The sequence below is a fragment of the Kineococcus xinjiangensis genome (genome assembly GCF_002934625.1).
Taxonomy (GTDB): Bacteria; Actinomycetota; Actinomycetes; order Actinomycetales; family Kineococcaceae; genus Kineococcus_A; species Kineococcus_A xinjiangensis.
The window spans coordinates 1-16149 of sequence record NZ_PTJD01000009.1 but is presented as its reverse complement, the minus strand read 5'-3'; the positions used below and the strand labels follow the sequence as shown (position 1 = coordinate 16149).

Annotated in this window: 15 protein-coding genes; 13 read left to right on the top strand and 2 right to left on the bottom strand. The window is 74.9% G+C overall.

Features of this window, described 5'->3' with window-relative positions:
• Positions 1-27 precede the first annotated feature (27 nt).
• The 5 genes from CLV92_RS13005 to CLV92_RS12985 all read left to right on the top strand — a co-directional run bounded on the left by CLV92_RS13005 (position 28) and on the right by CLV92_RS12985 (position 5599).
• Positions 28-612 (top strand): hypothetical protein, encoded by a 585-nt coding sequence (locus CLV92_RS13005; RefSeq protein ID WP_146099523.1) that lies wholly within the window; start codon positions 28-30, stop codon positions 610-612.
• A gap of 99 nt (positions 613-711) precedes the next feature.
• Entirely contained in the window at positions 712-1464 is a 753-nt protein-coding gene (locus tag CLV92_RS13000) for an HpcH/HpaI aldolase family protein (protein ID WP_158257235.1), read from the top strand.
• 124 nt (positions 1465-1588) lie between these two features.
• Positions 1589-3178: an alkaline phosphatase D family protein gene (locus CLV92_RS12995; protein ID WP_104433268.1), complete on the top strand. Its 1590-nt coding sequence runs from the start codon at positions 1589-1591 to the stop codon at positions 3176-3178.
• A gap of 79 nt (positions 3179-3257) precedes the next feature.
• Positions 3258-5207: a glycosyltransferase gene (locus tag CLV92_RS12990; protein WP_211291107.1), complete on the top strand. Its 1950-nt coding sequence runs from the start codon at positions 3258-3260 to the stop codon at positions 5205-5207.
• Positions 5204-5599: a hypothetical protein gene (locus tag CLV92_RS12985; RefSeq protein WP_104433267.1), complete on the top strand. Its 396-nt coding sequence runs from the start codon at positions 5204-5206 to the stop codon at positions 5597-5599. Before CLV92_RS12990 ends, CLV92_RS12985 begins: the two co-directional genes overlap by 4 nt.
• 66 nt (positions 5600-5665) lie before the next feature.
• Here CLV92_RS12985 and CLV92_RS21000 read toward each other — a convergent pair whose 3' ends face one another.
• The gene (locus tag CLV92_RS21000; protein ID WP_146099522.1) at positions 5666-6442 is read right to left on the bottom strand and encodes a hypothetical protein; all 777 of its coding nucleotides are present in this window, start codon (positions 6440-6442) and stop codon (positions 5666-5668) included.
• Entirely contained in the window at positions 6435-9509 is a 3075-nt protein-coding gene (locus CLV92_RS12975; protein WP_104433266.1) for a DEAD/DEAH box helicase, read from the bottom strand. Before CLV92_RS12975 ends, CLV92_RS21000 begins: the two co-directional genes overlap by 8 nt.
• Positions 9510-9656: 147 nt before the next feature.
• Here CLV92_RS12975 and CLV92_RS12970 point away from each other — a divergent pair, with 147 nt between their 5' ends.
• The 8 genes from CLV92_RS12970 to CLV92_RS12935 all read left to right on the top strand — a co-directional run bounded on the left by CLV92_RS12970 (position 9657) and on the right by CLV92_RS12935 (position 15779).
• Positions 9657-10733 carry a hypothetical protein gene (locus CLV92_RS12970; protein WP_104433265.1) on the top strand — a complete coding sequence of 359 codons (1077 nt, stop codon included), beginning with the start codon at positions 9657-9659 and terminating at the stop codon, positions 10731-10733.
• Positions 10734-10790: 57 nt separating this feature from the next.
• On the top strand, positions 10791-11438 hold the full coding sequence (locus CLV92_RS12965; RefSeq protein ID WP_146099521.1) for a DUF6318 family protein: 648 nt from the start codon (positions 10791-10793) through the stop codon (positions 11436-11438).
• Positions 11439-11884: 446 nt separating this feature from the next.
• On the top strand, positions 11885-12328 hold the full coding sequence (locus tag CLV92_RS12960) for a PKD domain-containing protein (protein WP_158257234.1): 444 nt from the start codon (positions 11885-11887) through the stop codon (positions 12326-12328).
• Positions 12329-12372: 44 nt separating this feature from the next.
• Positions 12373-12669, top strand: coding sequence for a hypothetical protein (locus CLV92_RS12955; protein ID WP_146099520.1), 297 nt, complete (start codon positions 12373-12375; stop codon positions 12667-12669).
• 139 nt (positions 12670-12808) lie between these two features.
• Entirely contained in the window at positions 12809-13234 is a 426-nt protein-coding gene (locus tag CLV92_RS12950) for a PDDEXK family nuclease (protein WP_104433261.1), read from the top strand.
• 51 nt (positions 13235-13285) lie between these two features.
• Positions 13286-13594: a WXG100 family type VII secretion target gene (locus CLV92_RS12945; RefSeq protein WP_104433260.1), complete on the top strand. Its 309-nt coding sequence runs from the start codon at positions 13286-13288 to the stop codon at positions 13592-13594.
• A complete protein-coding gene (locus CLV92_RS12940; RefSeq protein WP_104433259.1) occupies positions 13591-14832 on the top strand; it encodes an RNase A-like domain-containing protein in 1242 nt (413 codons plus the stop codon). The genes CLV92_RS12945 and CLV92_RS12940 overlap by 4 nt, the downstream gene beginning before the upstream one ends.
• Positions 14832-15779 (top strand): hypothetical protein, encoded by a 948-nt coding sequence (locus tag CLV92_RS12935; protein ID WP_104433258.1) that lies wholly within the window; start codon positions 14832-14834, stop codon positions 15777-15779. The genes CLV92_RS12940 and CLV92_RS12935 overlap by 1 nt, the downstream gene beginning before the upstream one ends.
• The last annotated feature ends 370 nt before the right edge of the window (positions 15780-16149 follow it).

Genomic DNA, 16149 nt, shown 5'->3' with positions numbered 1-16149 from the left:
CGCGCGTACCGGCGCTACCGTCGCGCGGTGGTCTCTGAACGTCCGCCGTCGGCTCTCGAAGAACTCCCGTCCAGTGCCTTCGGCGACCCGACGCCGGCCCGGCGGGAGATGTCCGACGCCAGCTTCGCCCTGCAGGCGGCGGCGGAGAACCTGCTGGCGAAGGCGTTGCACGCCCTGCGCGACGGCGACGAGCCGCGTGCCCGGCGCCTGGCCGAGCGGGCGCTCGCGCTGCCGTTCGACGACCACGAGGGGGTCGTGCCCGCCTGGTGGGCCGTGTCGATGCTCGTGGACGACGTCGTCGTCGACGAGATGGAGGACTCCGAGCCGGACGACGACGCGTGGCTCACGGCGTGCGAGGAGGTCCTGGCCACGCTGCAGGGCGCACCCGCCGACGCCGTGCGCTGCGCCCTCGCCGTTGCGGTGTCCGACCACGACCTCCCGGCCAGGGAGGCTCGTCGTGCCCGTGCCGCGAGCGGCGGTGCCTCGCCGGACGCGCTGCTCCTGCGGGAGCTCCGCGAGCCGGGCGAGGACGTCGACGCACTGCTGGGGGTGCTGCGGGCCGTGCTGTCCTACGAGGTCCTCCTCGCGGCCGTCCGAGCCCGACGGGGGTGACGGTCGGCCCGCGGCGGCGCCGTCGTCGCGGGCACCGGGGTGCGGGCAGGATCGTTCCACCCAGTCCGGTCCCGTCCCGACCCACCCCAGGAGCTCCCCGTGCCCCACCCCCTCCTCACCTCTCCCGGCCCCCTCCTCGGCGGCTGGTCCAGCCTGGCGTCGCCCGCTGCGGTGGCCTCGCTGGCCCGTAGCGGCTTCCGGTGGGTCGTCCTCGACATGCAGCACGGCGAGCACGACGACCGCTCGGTGCGCGACTGCCTGCGCGGCACCACCGCCACCGACGCGCCGGTGCTGGTCCGCCCGCCGCGCCTGGACACCCAGGACATCGGCCGGGCGCTGGACGCGGGGGCGGCGGGCGTGGTCGTCCCGATGGTGAGCACTCCGGAGCAGGCCCGGCATGCCGCCCGCGCGTGCCGCTACGCCCCGACGGGCAACCGCAGCTGGGGCCCGCACGCCCTGGACGCCGCGCTGTCCGCGCCCGCCCCGGCGGAGGCGGACGCCGCCGCGATCTGCGCGGTGATGGTGGAGACGCGCGACGGCCTGGCGAACGTGGACGCCATCGCCGCGACGGAGGGCGTGGACGTCGTCTTCGTCGGCCCGTTCGACCTGTCGCTGGAACTGGGCACGGACGTCGACGCCCTGCTGGCGGCGGACGGGGCGGACGACCCGCTGCCCACGGTCGTCCGCGCCTGCCGGGAGCGCGGTGTGGTGCCGGGTGCGTTCGGCTCGACCGCGGAGCGCAGCGCCCGTTTCCTCGACCTGGGGTTCCGCTTCGTCGCGGCCGCCACGGACTCGGGTCTGATCCAGGCGGGCGCCCGGCAGCGCGTCGCCGACCTGGCGGACCGCGGATAGGGCGGACAACCGGTCACGGCGAGTTCACCGCACCTCCACGCCGCGGCAGCCGTCGCGCAGTCCGCCCCCGCGACGCTCCGGAGGCCGGACGCACCGGAACCCGCAGCACCGCCGGAGGAGCCCCATGCCCGCGCCCACTCCCACTCCCACTCTCGCCCGCCGCACCCTGCTGGGCGGTGGCGCCGCCCTCGGTGCGGGACTGCTCACCGCCGGCGCACGCCCGCAGGACCGCCCCCTCGGGGACCCGTTCACCCTCGGCGTCGCGTCCGGCGACCCCACCCCGGACGGCGTGGTGCTGTGGACGCGGCTCGCGCCGCAGCCGGACGCGGAGGACGGCTGCGGCGGGATGCCGGACCACCCGGTGCCCGTGCAGTGGGAGCTGGCGGCCGACCCGGGGTTCCGCCGGATCGTGCGCCGCGGCGGGCAGGTGGCGCGCCCCGCGCTCGCGCACAGCGTGCACGTGGAGCTGGCCGGCCTGCCCGCGGGCCGGGAGTTCTGGTACCGCTTCCGCGTGCCCGGCCGCACCGCGCACGTCTCCCCGGTGGGCATGACGCGCACCGCCCCGGCGCCGCACACGTGGGCGTCGCCGCTGACGATGGCGTTCGCCTCGTGCGCGCAGTACGAGCACGGCTGGTTCACCGCGTACCGGCGCCTCGCGGAGGAGCAGCCGGACGTCGTGCTGTTCCTCGGCGACTACATCTACGAGTACGAGGCGAACGACTACGTCGCGAAGTCCGGCAACGTCCGCGACCACCTGGGCCCGGAGACGACGACCCTGGCGGGCTACCGGCAGCGGCACTCGCAGTACAAGACGGACCCGGACCTGCAGGCCGCGCACGCCGCCGCGCCGTGGATCGTCACGTGGGACGACCACGAGTTCGAGAACAACTACGCCGACCTCGTCGCCGAGGAGCAGGACCCGTACCCGACGCCGGAGCAGTTCGCCGCCCGCCGCGCCGCCGCCTACCAGGCGTACTACGAGAACATGCCGCTGCGCGCTGCCTCCCGCCCGAACGGGGTGGACCTGCAGCTCTACCGCCGCTTCTCCTGGGGAAGGCTGGCGGAGTTCCACGTCCTCGACACCCGCCAGTACCGCGACGACCAGCCGAACGGGGACCGGTTCCCCGCGCACAGCCCGGAGCGCGACGACCCGAACCGCAGCATGCTCGGGGCGCAGCAGGAGGCGTGGCTGCTGGACGGCCTGCAGCGCTCGCCGGCGACGTGGGACGTCCTCGCGCAGCAGGTGATGGTGCACGAGCACGACTACCTCCCGGGGGCCGCGCGCGGCTTCAACCCGGACTCCTGGGACGGCTACACCGCCAGCCGGCAGCGCCTCCTCGACGCCTTCGTGGAGCGCGGCGTGGAGAACCCCGTCGTGCTCACCGGTGACGTGCACAAGCACTACGCCGCGGACCTCACCCGCAACCCGTCGGACGCGGACGCGGACCCGATCGGGGTGGAGCTGGTGTGCACGTCCATCACCTCCGGCGGGGACGGCAGCGACGAGTACGCCGCGGGCCGGAGCCAGTTGGCGGACAACCCCGACCTGAAGCTCGCCAGCGACCAGCGCGGCTACGTGGTGGCGCGGCTGGACCGGCAGCAGCTGCGCGCGGACTTCCGGGTGCTGGACCGGGTGTCGCAGCCGGGTGCTGCGGTGCGCACCCGTGCCTCCTTCGTGACGGAGGCGGGGAACCCGGGGCTGCAGCCGGTGTGATCCACCGCGGCGCCGGCCGCAACCCCCATCCGGGTGACTGCCCGTCCACTCCGTCCCCCGGGTGGTCGATCCCTCATGGGTGACCACTCCTCCGGACCTGCGGGCCGGAGCGGCCGCTGCCTTCGGCAGCCCGCTCCGGTCCGCCTCCGCGCGCCTGGGGGAGGTGCTGCTGGAACGGCGCCTGGTCGAGCCGGAACTGCTGGAGTCGGCGCTGCGCCAGCACCGCCGCGTCGGCACCCCGCTCGGCACGGTGCTCCTGGCCCGCGAGGCGATCACGCGCCGCGACCTGTACTCCGCCCTGGCCGACGTCTGGCAGTCGGAGCTCGTCTACGTCGACCCGCAGGACATCGACCCCGCCCTGCCGCCCCGCTTCGACCCGGCCCTCCTCGCGGAGCAGGGCTGGGTGCCGCTGCGGGTGGAGACCGGCGAGGACGGCCGGACCACCGCCGTGGTGGCCGCCTCGGGGCGCCCCTGCGACCAGGTCGAGGAGCACGTCCGCGCGGTCCTCGGCGTCGACGCCGTCCGGCAGTTCGTGACGACCGACTGGGACGTCCACCGGGCGCTGCGCGTGGCGTGGCGGAACCAGCTCATCGAGTCCGCCGTGAACTCACTGCGCGAGCGCTCCCCGGAGCTGTCGGCGTCCCGGGTGGTCACCCGCCCCCAGGTGCTCGTCCTCCTGCTGCTCCTCGCCGCGACGGTGGCCGGGCTGCTGCTGTGGCCGTCGGCGACGGTTCTGGTCCTGGTGGCCGCCCTCAACGTCGCCTTCGCGGGCAGCGTCTTCGCGAAGCTGCTGATCGGGCTGGCCGGCATCGCCTCGGAGGACGTGCCGCGCGAACCGGAGAGCGCCGGTGAGCGCATCCCGGACGAGGACCTGCCGATGTACACGATCCTCGTCCCGGCGTACAAGGAGGCGAGCGTCGTCTCCACGTTGATGCACAACCTCGCCACGCTGGACTACCCCCGGGAGAAGCTGGAGATCCTCCTGCTGCTGGAGGAGGACGACCCGGAGACGTTCGAGGCCGCGCTGGCCGCCGCGCCGCCGGAGATCGTGCGCGTGCTGGTGCTGCCGGATTCGACCCCGAAGACGAAGCCGCGGGCCTGCAACATCGGGCTGGCGTTCGCCCAGGGCGAGCTGGTCGTCATCTTCGACGCGGAGGACCGCCCCGACCCGGACCAGCTGCGCAAGGCCGTGGCGGCGTTCCGCGACGGCGGCGACGACCTGGTCTGCGTGCAGGCCGCCCTGAACTACTTCAACGCCGACGAGAACCTGCTGACGCGGATGTTCACGCTGGAGTACTCCGCCTGGTTCGACAACACCCTGCCCGGCCTGGACCGCCTCGGGCTGCCGATCCCGCTCGGCGGCACCAGCAACCACTTCCGGGTCGAACCCCTGCGGGAGCTCGGCGGCTGGGACCCCTACAACGTCACCGAGGACGCCGACCTCGGCATCCGTTCCGCAGCCCGCGGCGGGCGGGTGGCGGTGATCCGCTCCACGACGTTCGAGGAGGCCAACGTCGCGGTGGGGAACTGGATCCGGCAGCGCAGCCGCTGGATCAAGGGGTACATGCAGACGTGCCTCGTGCACACCCGCAACCCGGTGCGCCTGGTGCGGACCATCGGCGTGTGGAAGTCCCTCGGGTTCCTCCTGCTGATCGGCGGGACGCCGCTGTCCTTCCTGGCGGGCCCGCCGCTGTGGGCGCTGTTCCTGGTGTCGCTGTTCTTCCCGTCCGTCCTGGGCGGCCTTCCGGAGTGGGTGCAGGTCGTCGCGCTGGTGAACCTCGCCGTGGGCAACGCGGCGGTGGTGTTCTTCCACCTGCTGGCGGTCTTCGCGCGCGGCAACTACCGGCTCGCGCCGTTCGCGCTGCTGGCGCCCCTGTACTGGGTGCTGCACTCCGTGGCCTCGTACAAGGCGCTGTGGCAGCTGGTGTCGAAGCCGTTCTACTGGGAGAAGACGACGCACGGGCTGAGCACCCACGTGCACGCCACCCCCGCGGTGGCCATCCCGCAGCAGCGGGTGGGGGAGCAGTGAGCGCCGTGCCGGTGACCGTGCTCGTCGCGGCCGTGGTGTGCGGGGTGCTCGCGCTGGTCGCGGGCGTCGTCTTCGCGCGCTCCGCGGTGGTCGTCCCCGGGACGGCGGCGGCGGGGTCGGGGGCGGTGCTCGTGGCGCTCGTCCCGCCGGCGCTGCCGGGGGTGGTGCTGGCCGCGGGGATCCTCGCGGCCCTGGTGGGCCTCGCCCCGGCCTGGGTGCGCCGCGAGGAGGCCCTGGCGGCGGTGCGGTCCGTGGCGGCGCCGGCCGACGTGGGCCGGTGGCTGGGGCGCTGGCGCGTGGACCGCGCCTTCGCGGCGTTCCTCGTGCTGGCCTTCCCGGCGGTCGCGACGGCGGCGGCGGTGGCGTTCCACACCTGGGCGACGTCGCGCTGACCGCGCCCGGTGCCGCCTCGGCGCGGCGGTGACCACCACCGTCGGGCCCGGCGAGCCGCGGCTGCCTCACCGGCCGGGCGGGTCCGGCCGCACCACCGCGTCGTACAGCACCCGCAGCGCGTCCACGGCGGCGTCCACCCGGGCCTCCACCGATGCGCGCGACGTGCGGGGCAGCCGGGGCAGGTCGGGCCGCAGCACCGCCCGCAGCAGGTCCGCGTCGCGCGCCTCCACACCGGTGCGCGCCGACGCCCCCGTCCGCAGCGCCGGCACCTCCCCGGCGGGGGAGAAGTACGCGTCCGGGTCCCCCTCCAGCGCGACGTCCTCCTCGGCCAACAGGTCCCCGGCGACCTCCTCCAGCGGAAAGCCCCGCAGCAGCAGCCACAGCGCGGGGGTGTCCAGCACCAGGTCCGCGCCCGCCAGCGCCAGGGCCACGGCGTGCTTGCACGGCTCCTGCGGGTCCGGGCACGTGCAGGCGAAGTGCAGGAGGTTGCGCTCGGCGGGCAGCAGTTCCACGCCCGTCCCGGCGCTGAGGGCGTGCGCCGCGGCCGCATCCTGGCGCCCGAACAGGTCCAGCAGCAGCGACGGCTCCACCGCGACCGCGTCCGCGACCCGCTGCACCTGCGCCTCCGTCAGCGGCAGCACGGCCATCGCCACCTGGTACGGCACGTCCGCCGAGCCCCGGACCGATCCCACGAGGGAACCGCCCACCGTCCGCACGTCGGTGACGGCACCGGCCCGCAGCAGCCCGGTGCCCCGCTGGTAGCGGCCGTGCTCGCTGCCCAGCTGCACCCGCCGGGCGAGCAGCGCCCCCCACGGGGGCAGCCGCAGCCTCAGGTCACTCACCGACGGCCTCCGGCGACAGGGTCAGCAGCTCCCGCAGCGCCGCGGTGTCCAGTTCCGTGACCCACCCCTCGCCCGCCCCCGTCTCCCGGGCGAGGACCAGGTCCGCCAGCTCCGACTTCTCCGTGAGAGTGGCGTCGATGCGCTCCTCCACCGTGCCGATGCTGACGAGCTTGCGGACCTGCACCCGGCGCTGCTGCCCGATGCGGAACGCCCGGTCGGTGGCCTGGTTCTCCACCGCGGGGTTCCACCAGCGGTCCAGGTGGACGACGTGGCTCGCCGCGGTCAGGTTCAGCCCCGAACCGCCCGCTTTCAGCGACAGCAGCATCAGCGGCGGCCCGTCCTCCGCCTGGAAGCGCGCCACCATCGCGTCCCGCCGGGTCCGCGCCACCCCACCGTGCAGGAACGGGACCTCCACGCCGAACCGGTCCGAGAGGTACGGCACGAGCAGGTGGCCGAACTCCGCGAACTGCGTGAACAGCAGCGCCTTGTCCCCCTCGGCCAGCAGGGACTCCACGACGTCCTCCACCGCGGCGAGCTTGCCGGAGCGGTGCCGGCCCCGCGTCAGCAGCGGCGAGCCGTCGGAGAGGAAGTGCGCGGGGTGGTTGCAGATCTGCTTCAGCCGCGTCAGCGTCCGCAGCACCAGCCCCCGCCGCTGCATCGGCGTGAGTTCGTCCACCTTCTTCAGCAGTTCCGCCACCGTCGCCCGGTACAGCGCCGCCTGCTCGCGCGTGAGGTTCACCGGGACGACCATCTCGACCTTCTCCGGCAGGTCCGCGATGACCGAGCGGTCCGTCTTCACCCGGCGCAGCACGAACGGCCGCGTCACCGTCCGCAGCCGCGCCGCGACCGCCGCGTCCCCGTCCCGCTCGATCGGGCGGGCGAAGCGCTGCCGGAACGCCGCCGCCGACCCCAGCACCCCCGGCGCCACCGCGTCCAGCACCCCGCGCAGCTCCTCCAGCCGGTTCTCCACCGGTGTTCCCGTCAGCGCCACCCGCCTCGCCGCCGGGACCTGCCGCACCGCGCGCGCCTGCCGCGTCGAGGAGTTCTTCACGTGGTGCGCCTCGTCCAGCACCAGCCGCCGCCACGGGACCTCCCGCAGCGCGGCGAGGTCCTTGTCCAGCAACCCGTACGTCGTGACGACCAGATCGGCCTCCGCCAGCGCCGTGACCTGCTCCCCGCGCGCCCGGCCCCCGCCGTGGTGGACGACGACCCGCAGGGACGGGGCGAAGCGCGCCGCCTCCCGCGCCCAGTTGCCCACCAGCGACATCGGGCACACCAGCAGCGTCGGTCCCGGCCGCTGCGCGCCGTGCAGCTCCCGCTCGTGCAGCAGCAGCGCCAGCACCTGCACGGTCTTGCCGAGGCCCATGTCGTCGGCCAGCACCGCCCCCAGGCCGAGGCGGTCCATGAACGCCAGCCACGACAGGCCCCGCCGCTGGTAGGGGCGCAGCGTCGCGGCCAGCGCGGACGGCGCCGGCACCTCCTCGATGCGGTGCTCCGCCTCGCCCGCGAGCAGCTCCCCGAGCCAGCCCGTCGCGCGCACGTCCTCCACCGGCGCCGGCGGCGGCTCCGCGCCGGCGAGCTGCCCGAGCAGACCGGAGAACGTCGCCGCCCCACCCCGGGAGTTCCGCACGAACCGGTGCACCGCCGCCAGCGTGCGCGGGTCCAGCCGGACCCACTCCCCGCGCAGCCGCACCAGCCCCGACTTCGACTCCGCGAGGAGGTCCAGCTCCTGCTCGCTCAGCTCGTGCGGACCCAGCGCCACCCGCCAGTTCCACGTCACCAGCCGGTCCATCCCGAACTGCCGGTCCAGCACGTCGACCCGCGCGGGGCTCTCGGCGTGCATCCGCAGGCTCGGCTCCATCCGCGCCCAGCTGCGGGGCAGCAGCAGCACCAGGCCCGCGCGCGCCAGCCGCCCCGCGCCGCGGTCGACGAGGTCGAGCACCGCCTCCGCGCCCAGCGCCAGCCGCAGGTCCGCGCCCGCGACCCGCTCCAGGGAGCGCAGCGGCGGGTGGGCGCGCACCGCCCTGGCCAGGCCGTCGGTCAGGGCGTCCAGCGCCTCCGCGTCACCGTCGAGGTCGCTGCGGGACAGCGGCGCCTCCCCGTCGATGCGCAGGCCCACGTCGAGCAGCCACCCCTCGGGCTCCGGCACGTCTCCGCCGCCGTCGTCGTCGGGCTCCACCAGGCGCAGCACCACCTCCAGCTGCCGCCGCCGCTGCGAGGACGCCCACTCCCCGAGCTGGGCGCGCAGCGGTTCCAGCCGCCGCTGCGGCACCTGCAGCGGCGTGCCGTGCGCCAGCGACGTCAGCAGCGGGTGCCCGGCCCGGCGCACCGCCTCCCGCCACGGCAGCCCGTGCTCCGCGGCGGTGCGCAGCCGCTCCTCGACGACCGCCGCGAGCACGTCGACCACGACCTCCACCAGGACCTCCGACGCCGGCCGCCCGTGCCGGGCGCGTCCACCCCCGGGCACCACGGCGCGCAGCACCGGGGGCAGGGCCTCGGCGCTCGCGTCGAACCAGGCCCGCACGTCGTCGTCCTGGGTGGGGAACCAGACCGGGCGGACGTCCGGCCACGCCCCGGCCAGCACGGGGCTGATCCGCCCGGCGTCGGCCAGGGCCACCACGTCGCGCACGAAGCGCGCCAGGAACCGCGTCGCCGCCCCCGCGACGAGGTCCGCGCCCAGGTCCGCCCCCTCCTCCAGCGCCGCCAGCGCGCACAGCGCCGCGACGCTCGCGGGCAGGCCCGGCCGGACCACCGGAACCCCCACCACGGCGAGGGAGCACGCACCCGTGGCGGCGTCACCGGCGCGTGGGCGCGGCAACCGCCGCAGCAGGTCGGGAGTCGGCAGCGGCTCGGTCCCCGCGCAGGGCAGCAGCACCTGCACGGTGTCCGCCGCCCCGGCCAGCGCTTCCCGCACCGCGGTCGAGCCGCCCTGGGCCAGGCGCCGCACCTCCCGGACGCTGAGCGCCCCCGGGTGCAGCGCCGAACCGTCCGCCCGCCTCCCGGGCGAGCGCTCCACCCACCACACGACACCCGCGGGGCCCGCCCACAGGGCGTGCAGCACCCTCACGGCAGGGCTCCTGCGGTCCGAGGGCGGGAGGGGGATCGCACGGCCCCATGCTGCTGCACGCCCCGGACAGCGCCGTCGACCCCGTCCCCGGCGGGAGCAGCCAGTACGGTCGTGCCGCCACCACCGCCCGCAGCTGGGAGCTCCACGATGTCCAAGAACACCCGTCCCGCGAACCACCGGCCGGGCTCCCCGCGCAGGCGCAACACCGCCTCCGCGCACCTCGGCAACCGGGCGCTGCTCGCGCTCGCGACGCCGTTCACCGCCTGGCTGGCCGAGCACACCACCTCCGAGGGGGACTCCCCGCTCGGCCCGGGCGACGTCCTCACCGTCCTCGCGGAGTCGATGGACTGGCTGCTCAAGCGGACCCGGACCACTCAGGTCGGCCCCCAGACCGCGACCCGCTGGTCGGCCCACGACCTCGACCTGCTCCTCGGCGAGCTGGACTCCCCGGTCCTCAGCGCCTTCGGCCGCCAGCAGGGCTGGGACGAGGAGGAGCTGATGTCGGCCGTCGCGGACACGTGGGAGCTCTTCCTCCTCTTCCTGGAGGACACCCGCCGCTGGACCGGCTCCCCGGAGGACCTCGAGGAGTGCTTCGGGGCCCTCGACGACGCCTCCGCCGACGAGGTCGCCCTCGAGGCGGCGGAGTCGGTGAGCGACGAGGAGGAGGACGCCGCCCTCGCCGCCCTGCCGCTCACGGCCCAGCTCTCCGCCCTGCTCGACGAGCCCACCGCCGCCCCCTCCGACGTCCTCGACGTCATGCGGGAGCTGGACCTGGTCGAGGTCGACGACGACGGCGTCCGCCCCGGCCCGGCGGCACGGACCTGGCGCGCGGGGACCCCCGAAGAGGTCCGCGAGCTGCGGCGCGACGCCCTGACGGTGTGGGTGCTGGAGCAGTTGCCCGCCGTCGACGAGGAGGACGCCTCGGACGCGGTGCCGGCGCTGCTCGTGGCCGTCGTCACCAGCGGCATGGTCGGGGACCCCGTGGAACCGGGTGCGCTCGCGGACCTGCTTCCCGAGGGCGAGGCCGAGGACGGCACCGACCCCGGAGCGGTCCTCCCCACGGTCACCTCGCTGCTGGACCGGCTGACGGCGGCGGGCGTGCTGGTGGTCGACGGCGGATACGTGCCGCCGCGGGGCCTGTGGCCGGCGCTGGCCAACGTCGTGGTCGCCCTCATGGGGGACGACTCCGACCACGACCACGAGGGCTGCGACCACGACCACTGACGCGGAGTTGTCCACAGGCGTCCGCGGCACGGCGGCGCCGCGGCCTAGCGTTCCCGGGTGCGCCGTCTCCCGCTGACCCGTGCCGCCGCAGCGGCGCTCCTCGCCGTGGCGTGCGCGGCCTGCTCCGCGGCCGGGGCGGCGCCCGCGCCCGTCGCGCCACCGCCGAGCGCCGCGCCCGGTGCCCCGGCGAGCCCTGAGGTGCCGGTGGACCCCGCGGTCGACGCGGCACCGGCCGTCCCGGAGGCGCCGCCTGCTGCCGCTCCGGCCCCGGCGGTCCCGCTGCCGGAGTTCTACCGCGACGAGGGCGAGCGCACCCCCGAGGGAGCGCTCGCCTTCGCGTCCTACTTCGTCCGGGTCCTGGAGCACGCGTCGCTGGCGAATGACTCGAGCCTCCTGCGCTCCGTCTCGTTGGAGAACTGCACCCACTGCCTCGATGAGGCCGGTGACGAGGATGAGGACGCAGCCCGAGGAGAAGTTTCCGACGGGCTGCGGTTGTTGTTCCGCGAGGCCACTCTCCACTCCTATGACGCCGAGGCTGGAACCGCTGATCTAGATCTCACATATGGCTGGCCAGCATGGCGACTTCGCGATAGCAGTGGGGAGTTGCTTGAGGAAGTCGAGGCGGTGGAGAAGCACCACACCCGCCTTTACCTCATGTGGGTTGAGGGCCAGTGGAAGGTGCATTGGTTCGGGCCTGCCGAGTGAAGCCGTGGCTTCTGGCGACAAATGTGGTCGCGGTGTTCAGCCTCAGCGTTCTGATCTCGCCCATAGCGGCGGCGGCTGACTGCAGGTACGAGCACTCGGGTCAGAACGGCGATCGACACTTCACCGTCGGTGGCGAGCGCTCGTGCAAGCCAGTAGGTAAGGGCCAGCCCAAGGGCTCATCCCCCACCCGCCTTGCACCCACACGCCCCACCCCCGAGCCTCCCCGCACCGTCCAGGTCACCGTCGGCGCCTGCCCGGGCAACCAGCCCGACGCCATGGGCCGCATCTCGGGCGTCGGGTGCACCGGCGCGTCCCGCGGCTGCCCACCGGGGCAGTGGATGGGCACCACATACACCGGGGACGCGGCTGCGAGCCCGGAACGGCAGTGGGTGCCGGGCGCGACCCGATGCCGCGGCGGTGCGCCCCCGGCACCGGGCGAGCCGCCGGTGCTCCTGCCGGTCGTCACCGCCTCGGACCTGCGCAGGCTGCCGCTGTCGGGCGGTCTGCCGGCGGTCCAGCCGGGCAGCGGCCGGGTGGGCATCAACGTGCCGGTGAACGTGTACGCGCGCGCCGAGCCGTTGACGGTCTCCGCGACCGTCCTGGGCTTCCCCGTCCGCATCCGCGCGACGCCCGTCTCCTACACGTGGGACTTCGGGGACGGAGCGTCGCTCGGACCCACCCGTGATCCCGGGGCGCCCTACCCGCGGATGCGCACGACCCACACCTACGCCCGGCCCGGCACCTACGCCGTCTCCCTGAGCACCACCTACGCGGGCGAGTACTCGGTGGCCGGTGGCGAGTGGCTGGACATCCAGGGGACGGTGGCGGTGGAGAGCTCCCCGGTGGACCTGACGGCCCTCGCGGCGACCAACGTGCTGGTCGCTCCCTGAGGCTTCCCGGCGCGAGGTGATCGTCGCGGCGCTACCGTGCGCCGGTGGCCAGTCGTGTGCGCGGTGGGCAGCGGCGCTACGACGCGAAGGGCCCGGAGCGGGGAACCCTGCACCTGCCGCGGGACGGTGCGCCGTCCGCCGGCTACCAGGGGCTGGTGATGCTGTGCGGGTGCCTCGAGGGGCCGACGTGGAAGCCGGCGTTCTGGTCCGTCGGCGATGCGGTCTCGCGCCGCTGCAAGCGCTGCGTCCGCTCGGTCGGGGCCCGTGCGCGAGCCGCCGCCCGCCTGCCGGGTCGTCCCGGTCTCCGCGCTGAGCAGCTCACCCTCCCGCTGGGGGACTGACCCCCGGCCCCTTCTCCTGGCGCCGTCGGTCCCGGCGCCTCCGCGTGCTGTCGGTGGCGGTCGCTAGGCACGGCTGGTGCCACCCGCTGTCGATCCCGGCCCCGCTCCTCCCGCCTCCTCGCCGGCTGCCGCGCGCGTCATGCGCCGCACCCGCCGCCGGGACACGGCGCCGGAGCTCGCGGTGCGACGGGAGCTCCACCGGCGTGGCCGTCGCTTCCTCGTCGACGTGAGCCCACCCGGCACCGACCGCCGGCGCCGGGCTGACCTGCTGCTGCGCGGCGCGCGCGTGGCCGTCTTCGTCGACGGCTGCTTCTGGCACTCCTGCCCGCTCCACCTGCACCACCCGAAGGCGAACGCGGCGTGGTGGCGGGTCAAGCTGGCGAGCGTCGTCGCACGTGACCGCGACACCGATGCCCGTCTGCGAGCTGCCGGCTGGTTCCCCCTGCGCGTGTGGGAGCACGAGGACCCGCGGACGGCCGTGGACCGCATCGTCGCGACGCAGCGGCTCCTCACGGTCACGTCATCGAGGCGCAGGCGTCCTGTGGACGGTCGCCGGACGATGTGATCCCTGTGGACAGCGACGGCGCGGAGCCTCGCGGCGGCTTCGCTCGGCGTCATGGAGATGGCGGTCGACACCCCGGAGCTGCAGGCCGCGGCGCGCGTCTACGACGATGCGGCCGAGCGGACGGCCGCGCTCGCCGGGGCGCTCTCCGGCGAGGCCGCCGCGGTGCGCGGCTGGTGCTACGGGGGCGCGGCGGACGCCGCTGAGCGCTTCTTCAGGACCCTCGCGTGGGCGGCGACGACCGGTGGCGCCGAGCTCACGCAGTTCGCCGGCAGGGTCCGCGCCTCCGCTGACGGGTACGACCTGACCGAGCTCGCCGTCGGCGGGACGTACGACCCCGGTGCTCCCAGGAGCGCCGGATGAGTCCGACCCAGGTGCTCGGCGAGCTGGACCACCTGGATGCGTCGGCGGCGGGGTCGGCGGCGGGGGTGCTCACCGGCACGGCCGTGACCGCGAACCTCGTGGCGGCGTCGTCGGCCGCGGCGCGGACCTCGATGCCTCGCTGGCGGGGCGCGGCCCTGGCCAATGCCACGGAGGCCGCCGCGCGGATCAACGGGCACCTCGACCTCCTCACCCACACCGCCCGCGCCGGCGCCGAGCTGCTCCAGGACCACGCCAGGCAGCTGGTGGACCGGAAGGCGCGGATGCGCCTCCTCGTGCGTGGCGCTGAGGAGGCAGAGCGCCGCATGCAGCGCGCCGAGGCCCTGGCCACCTACGCCGTCGACGCGGCGGAGGTCGACCGCCTCCTGCGCGCGCGGCGGCTCCTGGTCAAGGAGCACGACGAGGCCTCCCGCGAGCTGGCGAGGCGCCTCGACGCCCTCGTCCACGACGTCGCCGGGCGGCCGAGGTCCTGGGGGGAGCACCTCACCGGCGGGGCGGGCACCTTCCTCACGGAGGGCGTCGTCCAGCCCGCCGCCGCGATCGGCGTGCTCGCCTTCGGCTGGGTGCACGATCCCGCCGGCTGGTGGCGCACCGTGCGAGGCGTTCCCGGTGCCTACGCGGAGGACGTGCGCAACCCCCGCCGGGCCGCCGCCGAGGCGCTCCGCGTCGAGGACTTCCGCGCGGGGCGCACCGGCGAGGGCATCGGGGCGCTGGCGGCGGTCGTCGCCGCCCGCGGGGTCGCCAAGGCCGTCCCGGCTCCGCCGCGGCGCCTCCCGCACCGTCCGCAGTCCCTCGAGGAGATGCTGGCGGGAGTCGACCTCGATCGACACGAGGGGCTGGGCGGCGCGCACGCGCTGAGTCGCCACGTCCACGTCGACGACGCCTACCTGCGGGACCGCCTGGTGCTCGGCACGCTCATGCCGGACGGCACGCGCAAGCTGCCTGCCCCGCCGGTGGCCTCTCGGTGGGTCGACGTGCGCACCGCCGAGCACCACATGACCCGCATCCTCCGGGACAGCGAGGACCACATCCGCCGGCAGATCGGCGCGGGGCAGACGAACATCGAGGTCTCCGGTCCCGTACCTCCTGCAGCCGGCGTCGTGATGACCCGCACGCGAGACGGCTTCGCGGAGACACCCGCGACCTCCGCCCTGATCCGCCTGCGCCGCGTCGACGGCGTCTGGACCATCCACACCGCCTACCTGCAAGGAGCCACCTGATGTCGAGCAGCGGATTCAAGCACCCTCTGCTGAGGGACCTCATCGGATTCATGGGCTACCCGTACTGCGACGAGGACATCCTCGACCCTCGGGAGGCCTTCGAGTGCGGTCTGGCGGCGGTGCAGGACCTGCCCGCCTGCCTGGAGCAGTGGCACGAGGTGAAGAGGAACGCGCAGTCCGAGGAGGAGCACGCAGCCTTCTGCCTGCGGCTCGGCCTGCAGTGGGTGGAGTCGCCGGAGGGGCTCTCGCACCGGCGGTGGGTGGAGTGGGCCGAGTCGCGGCTCGAGGAAGCGATCTCCAACCCTCGGACAATGCTGCCCCGCAACTCCCAGACGTTCTACCCGCATCTCAAGCGCTCAGGCGAGTTCCACGACGAGACCGCCGAGAAGCTGCTCATCCAGGAGCTGATGGAGCGCCATGAGGAGAAGGTCGCGCGATGGCTGGAGCGTCCCGACTCGGGGCTGCGCCTGCACCTCACCGGCGACGTCGGATGGCGCATCGGCGACGCCCTCGAGCACGACGCGCGGGGGGAGGAGGTCATCCGCCGCATCCCCACCTCCCGCGGGGTGGTCGTGCTGAAGCGGACCGACGCCTGGGGCAACCCGGACCTGCACGCCCTGGCCGCCTACCCCGTCGCCCCGGAGGAGCCGGAGGGAGCCGAGACCCATCGGACCCGCTGGCCGCAGCTGGAGCAGGTCTTCGGCGGCTACTTCGGCCGGGACGGCGCACGCTGGCAGTACCCCTGGGGAGTGCAGCGGGCCCTGCTGATGGACGAGTCGCAGGCCTTCCTCTCCCTGGTGCGTGCGCAGCTCGACGAGCTCCTCCAGCTCCCCGACGGCTCGTTCCAGACCGCGCTCATCAGCCTCGGCTGTTACGTGGAGCCCCCGCACGTGCGTCAGTGGGTGGAGCGCATCCGGTGGCGCATGGACACCTTCGACTGGCAGTGACCAGCCGCCCCGCCGGCATCCACAGGGCCTCTCGCACATCGGTCGGCCGCACCACTCAAGTCGGGCGTCGCCGCGCCGATGGACTACACGTCGCGCTGAACGCGGTCTGCCGGCCGGGAACAACCGTCGCGGAGTTCCCGTTGCAGCCGCTGTGACGGATCGCCCCGGACACGGGGAACATCGGTCACGGCCTCACGGCCGGACAGCTGCATGAGGCGCCATCGGGCTCAGGCCGGGTGGTCGGGAGCACGCCAGGATCCTGGTAGTGTTCTCTTCGTCAGCCGGTGAGGCGGGCGGGTGAGGCCGGGAAGTTGATGGTTGTCATCTGCTGGTTGAGTTGGTTATGATGTGAAGGTTGCCCCTTCGTCGT

Coding starts and splice junctions, on each gene's coding strand:
- CLV92_RS12935 (WP_104433258.1), top strand. CDS start 14,832: ATGTCGAGCAGCGGATTCAAGCACCCTCTGCTGAGGGACCTCATCGGA.
- CLV92_RS12995 (WP_104433268.1), top strand. CDS start 1,589: ATGCCCGCGCCCACTCCCACTCCCACTCTCGCCCGCCGCACCCTGCTG.
- CLV92_RS12940 (WP_104433259.1), top strand. CDS start 13,591: ATGAGTCCGACCCAGGTGCTCGGCGAGCTGGACCACCTGGATGCGTCG.
- CLV92_RS12950 (WP_104433261.1), top strand. CDS start 12,809: ATGCGCCGCACCCGCCGCCGGGACACGGCGCCGGAGCTCGCGGTGCGA.
- CLV92_RS12945 (WP_104433260.1), top strand. CDS start 13,286: ATGGAGATGGCGGTCGACACCCCGGAGCTGCAGGCCGCGGCGCGCGTC.
- CLV92_RS12970 (WP_104433265.1), top strand. CDS start 9,657: ATGTCCAAGAACACCCGTCCCGCGAACCACCGGCCGGGCTCCCCGCGC.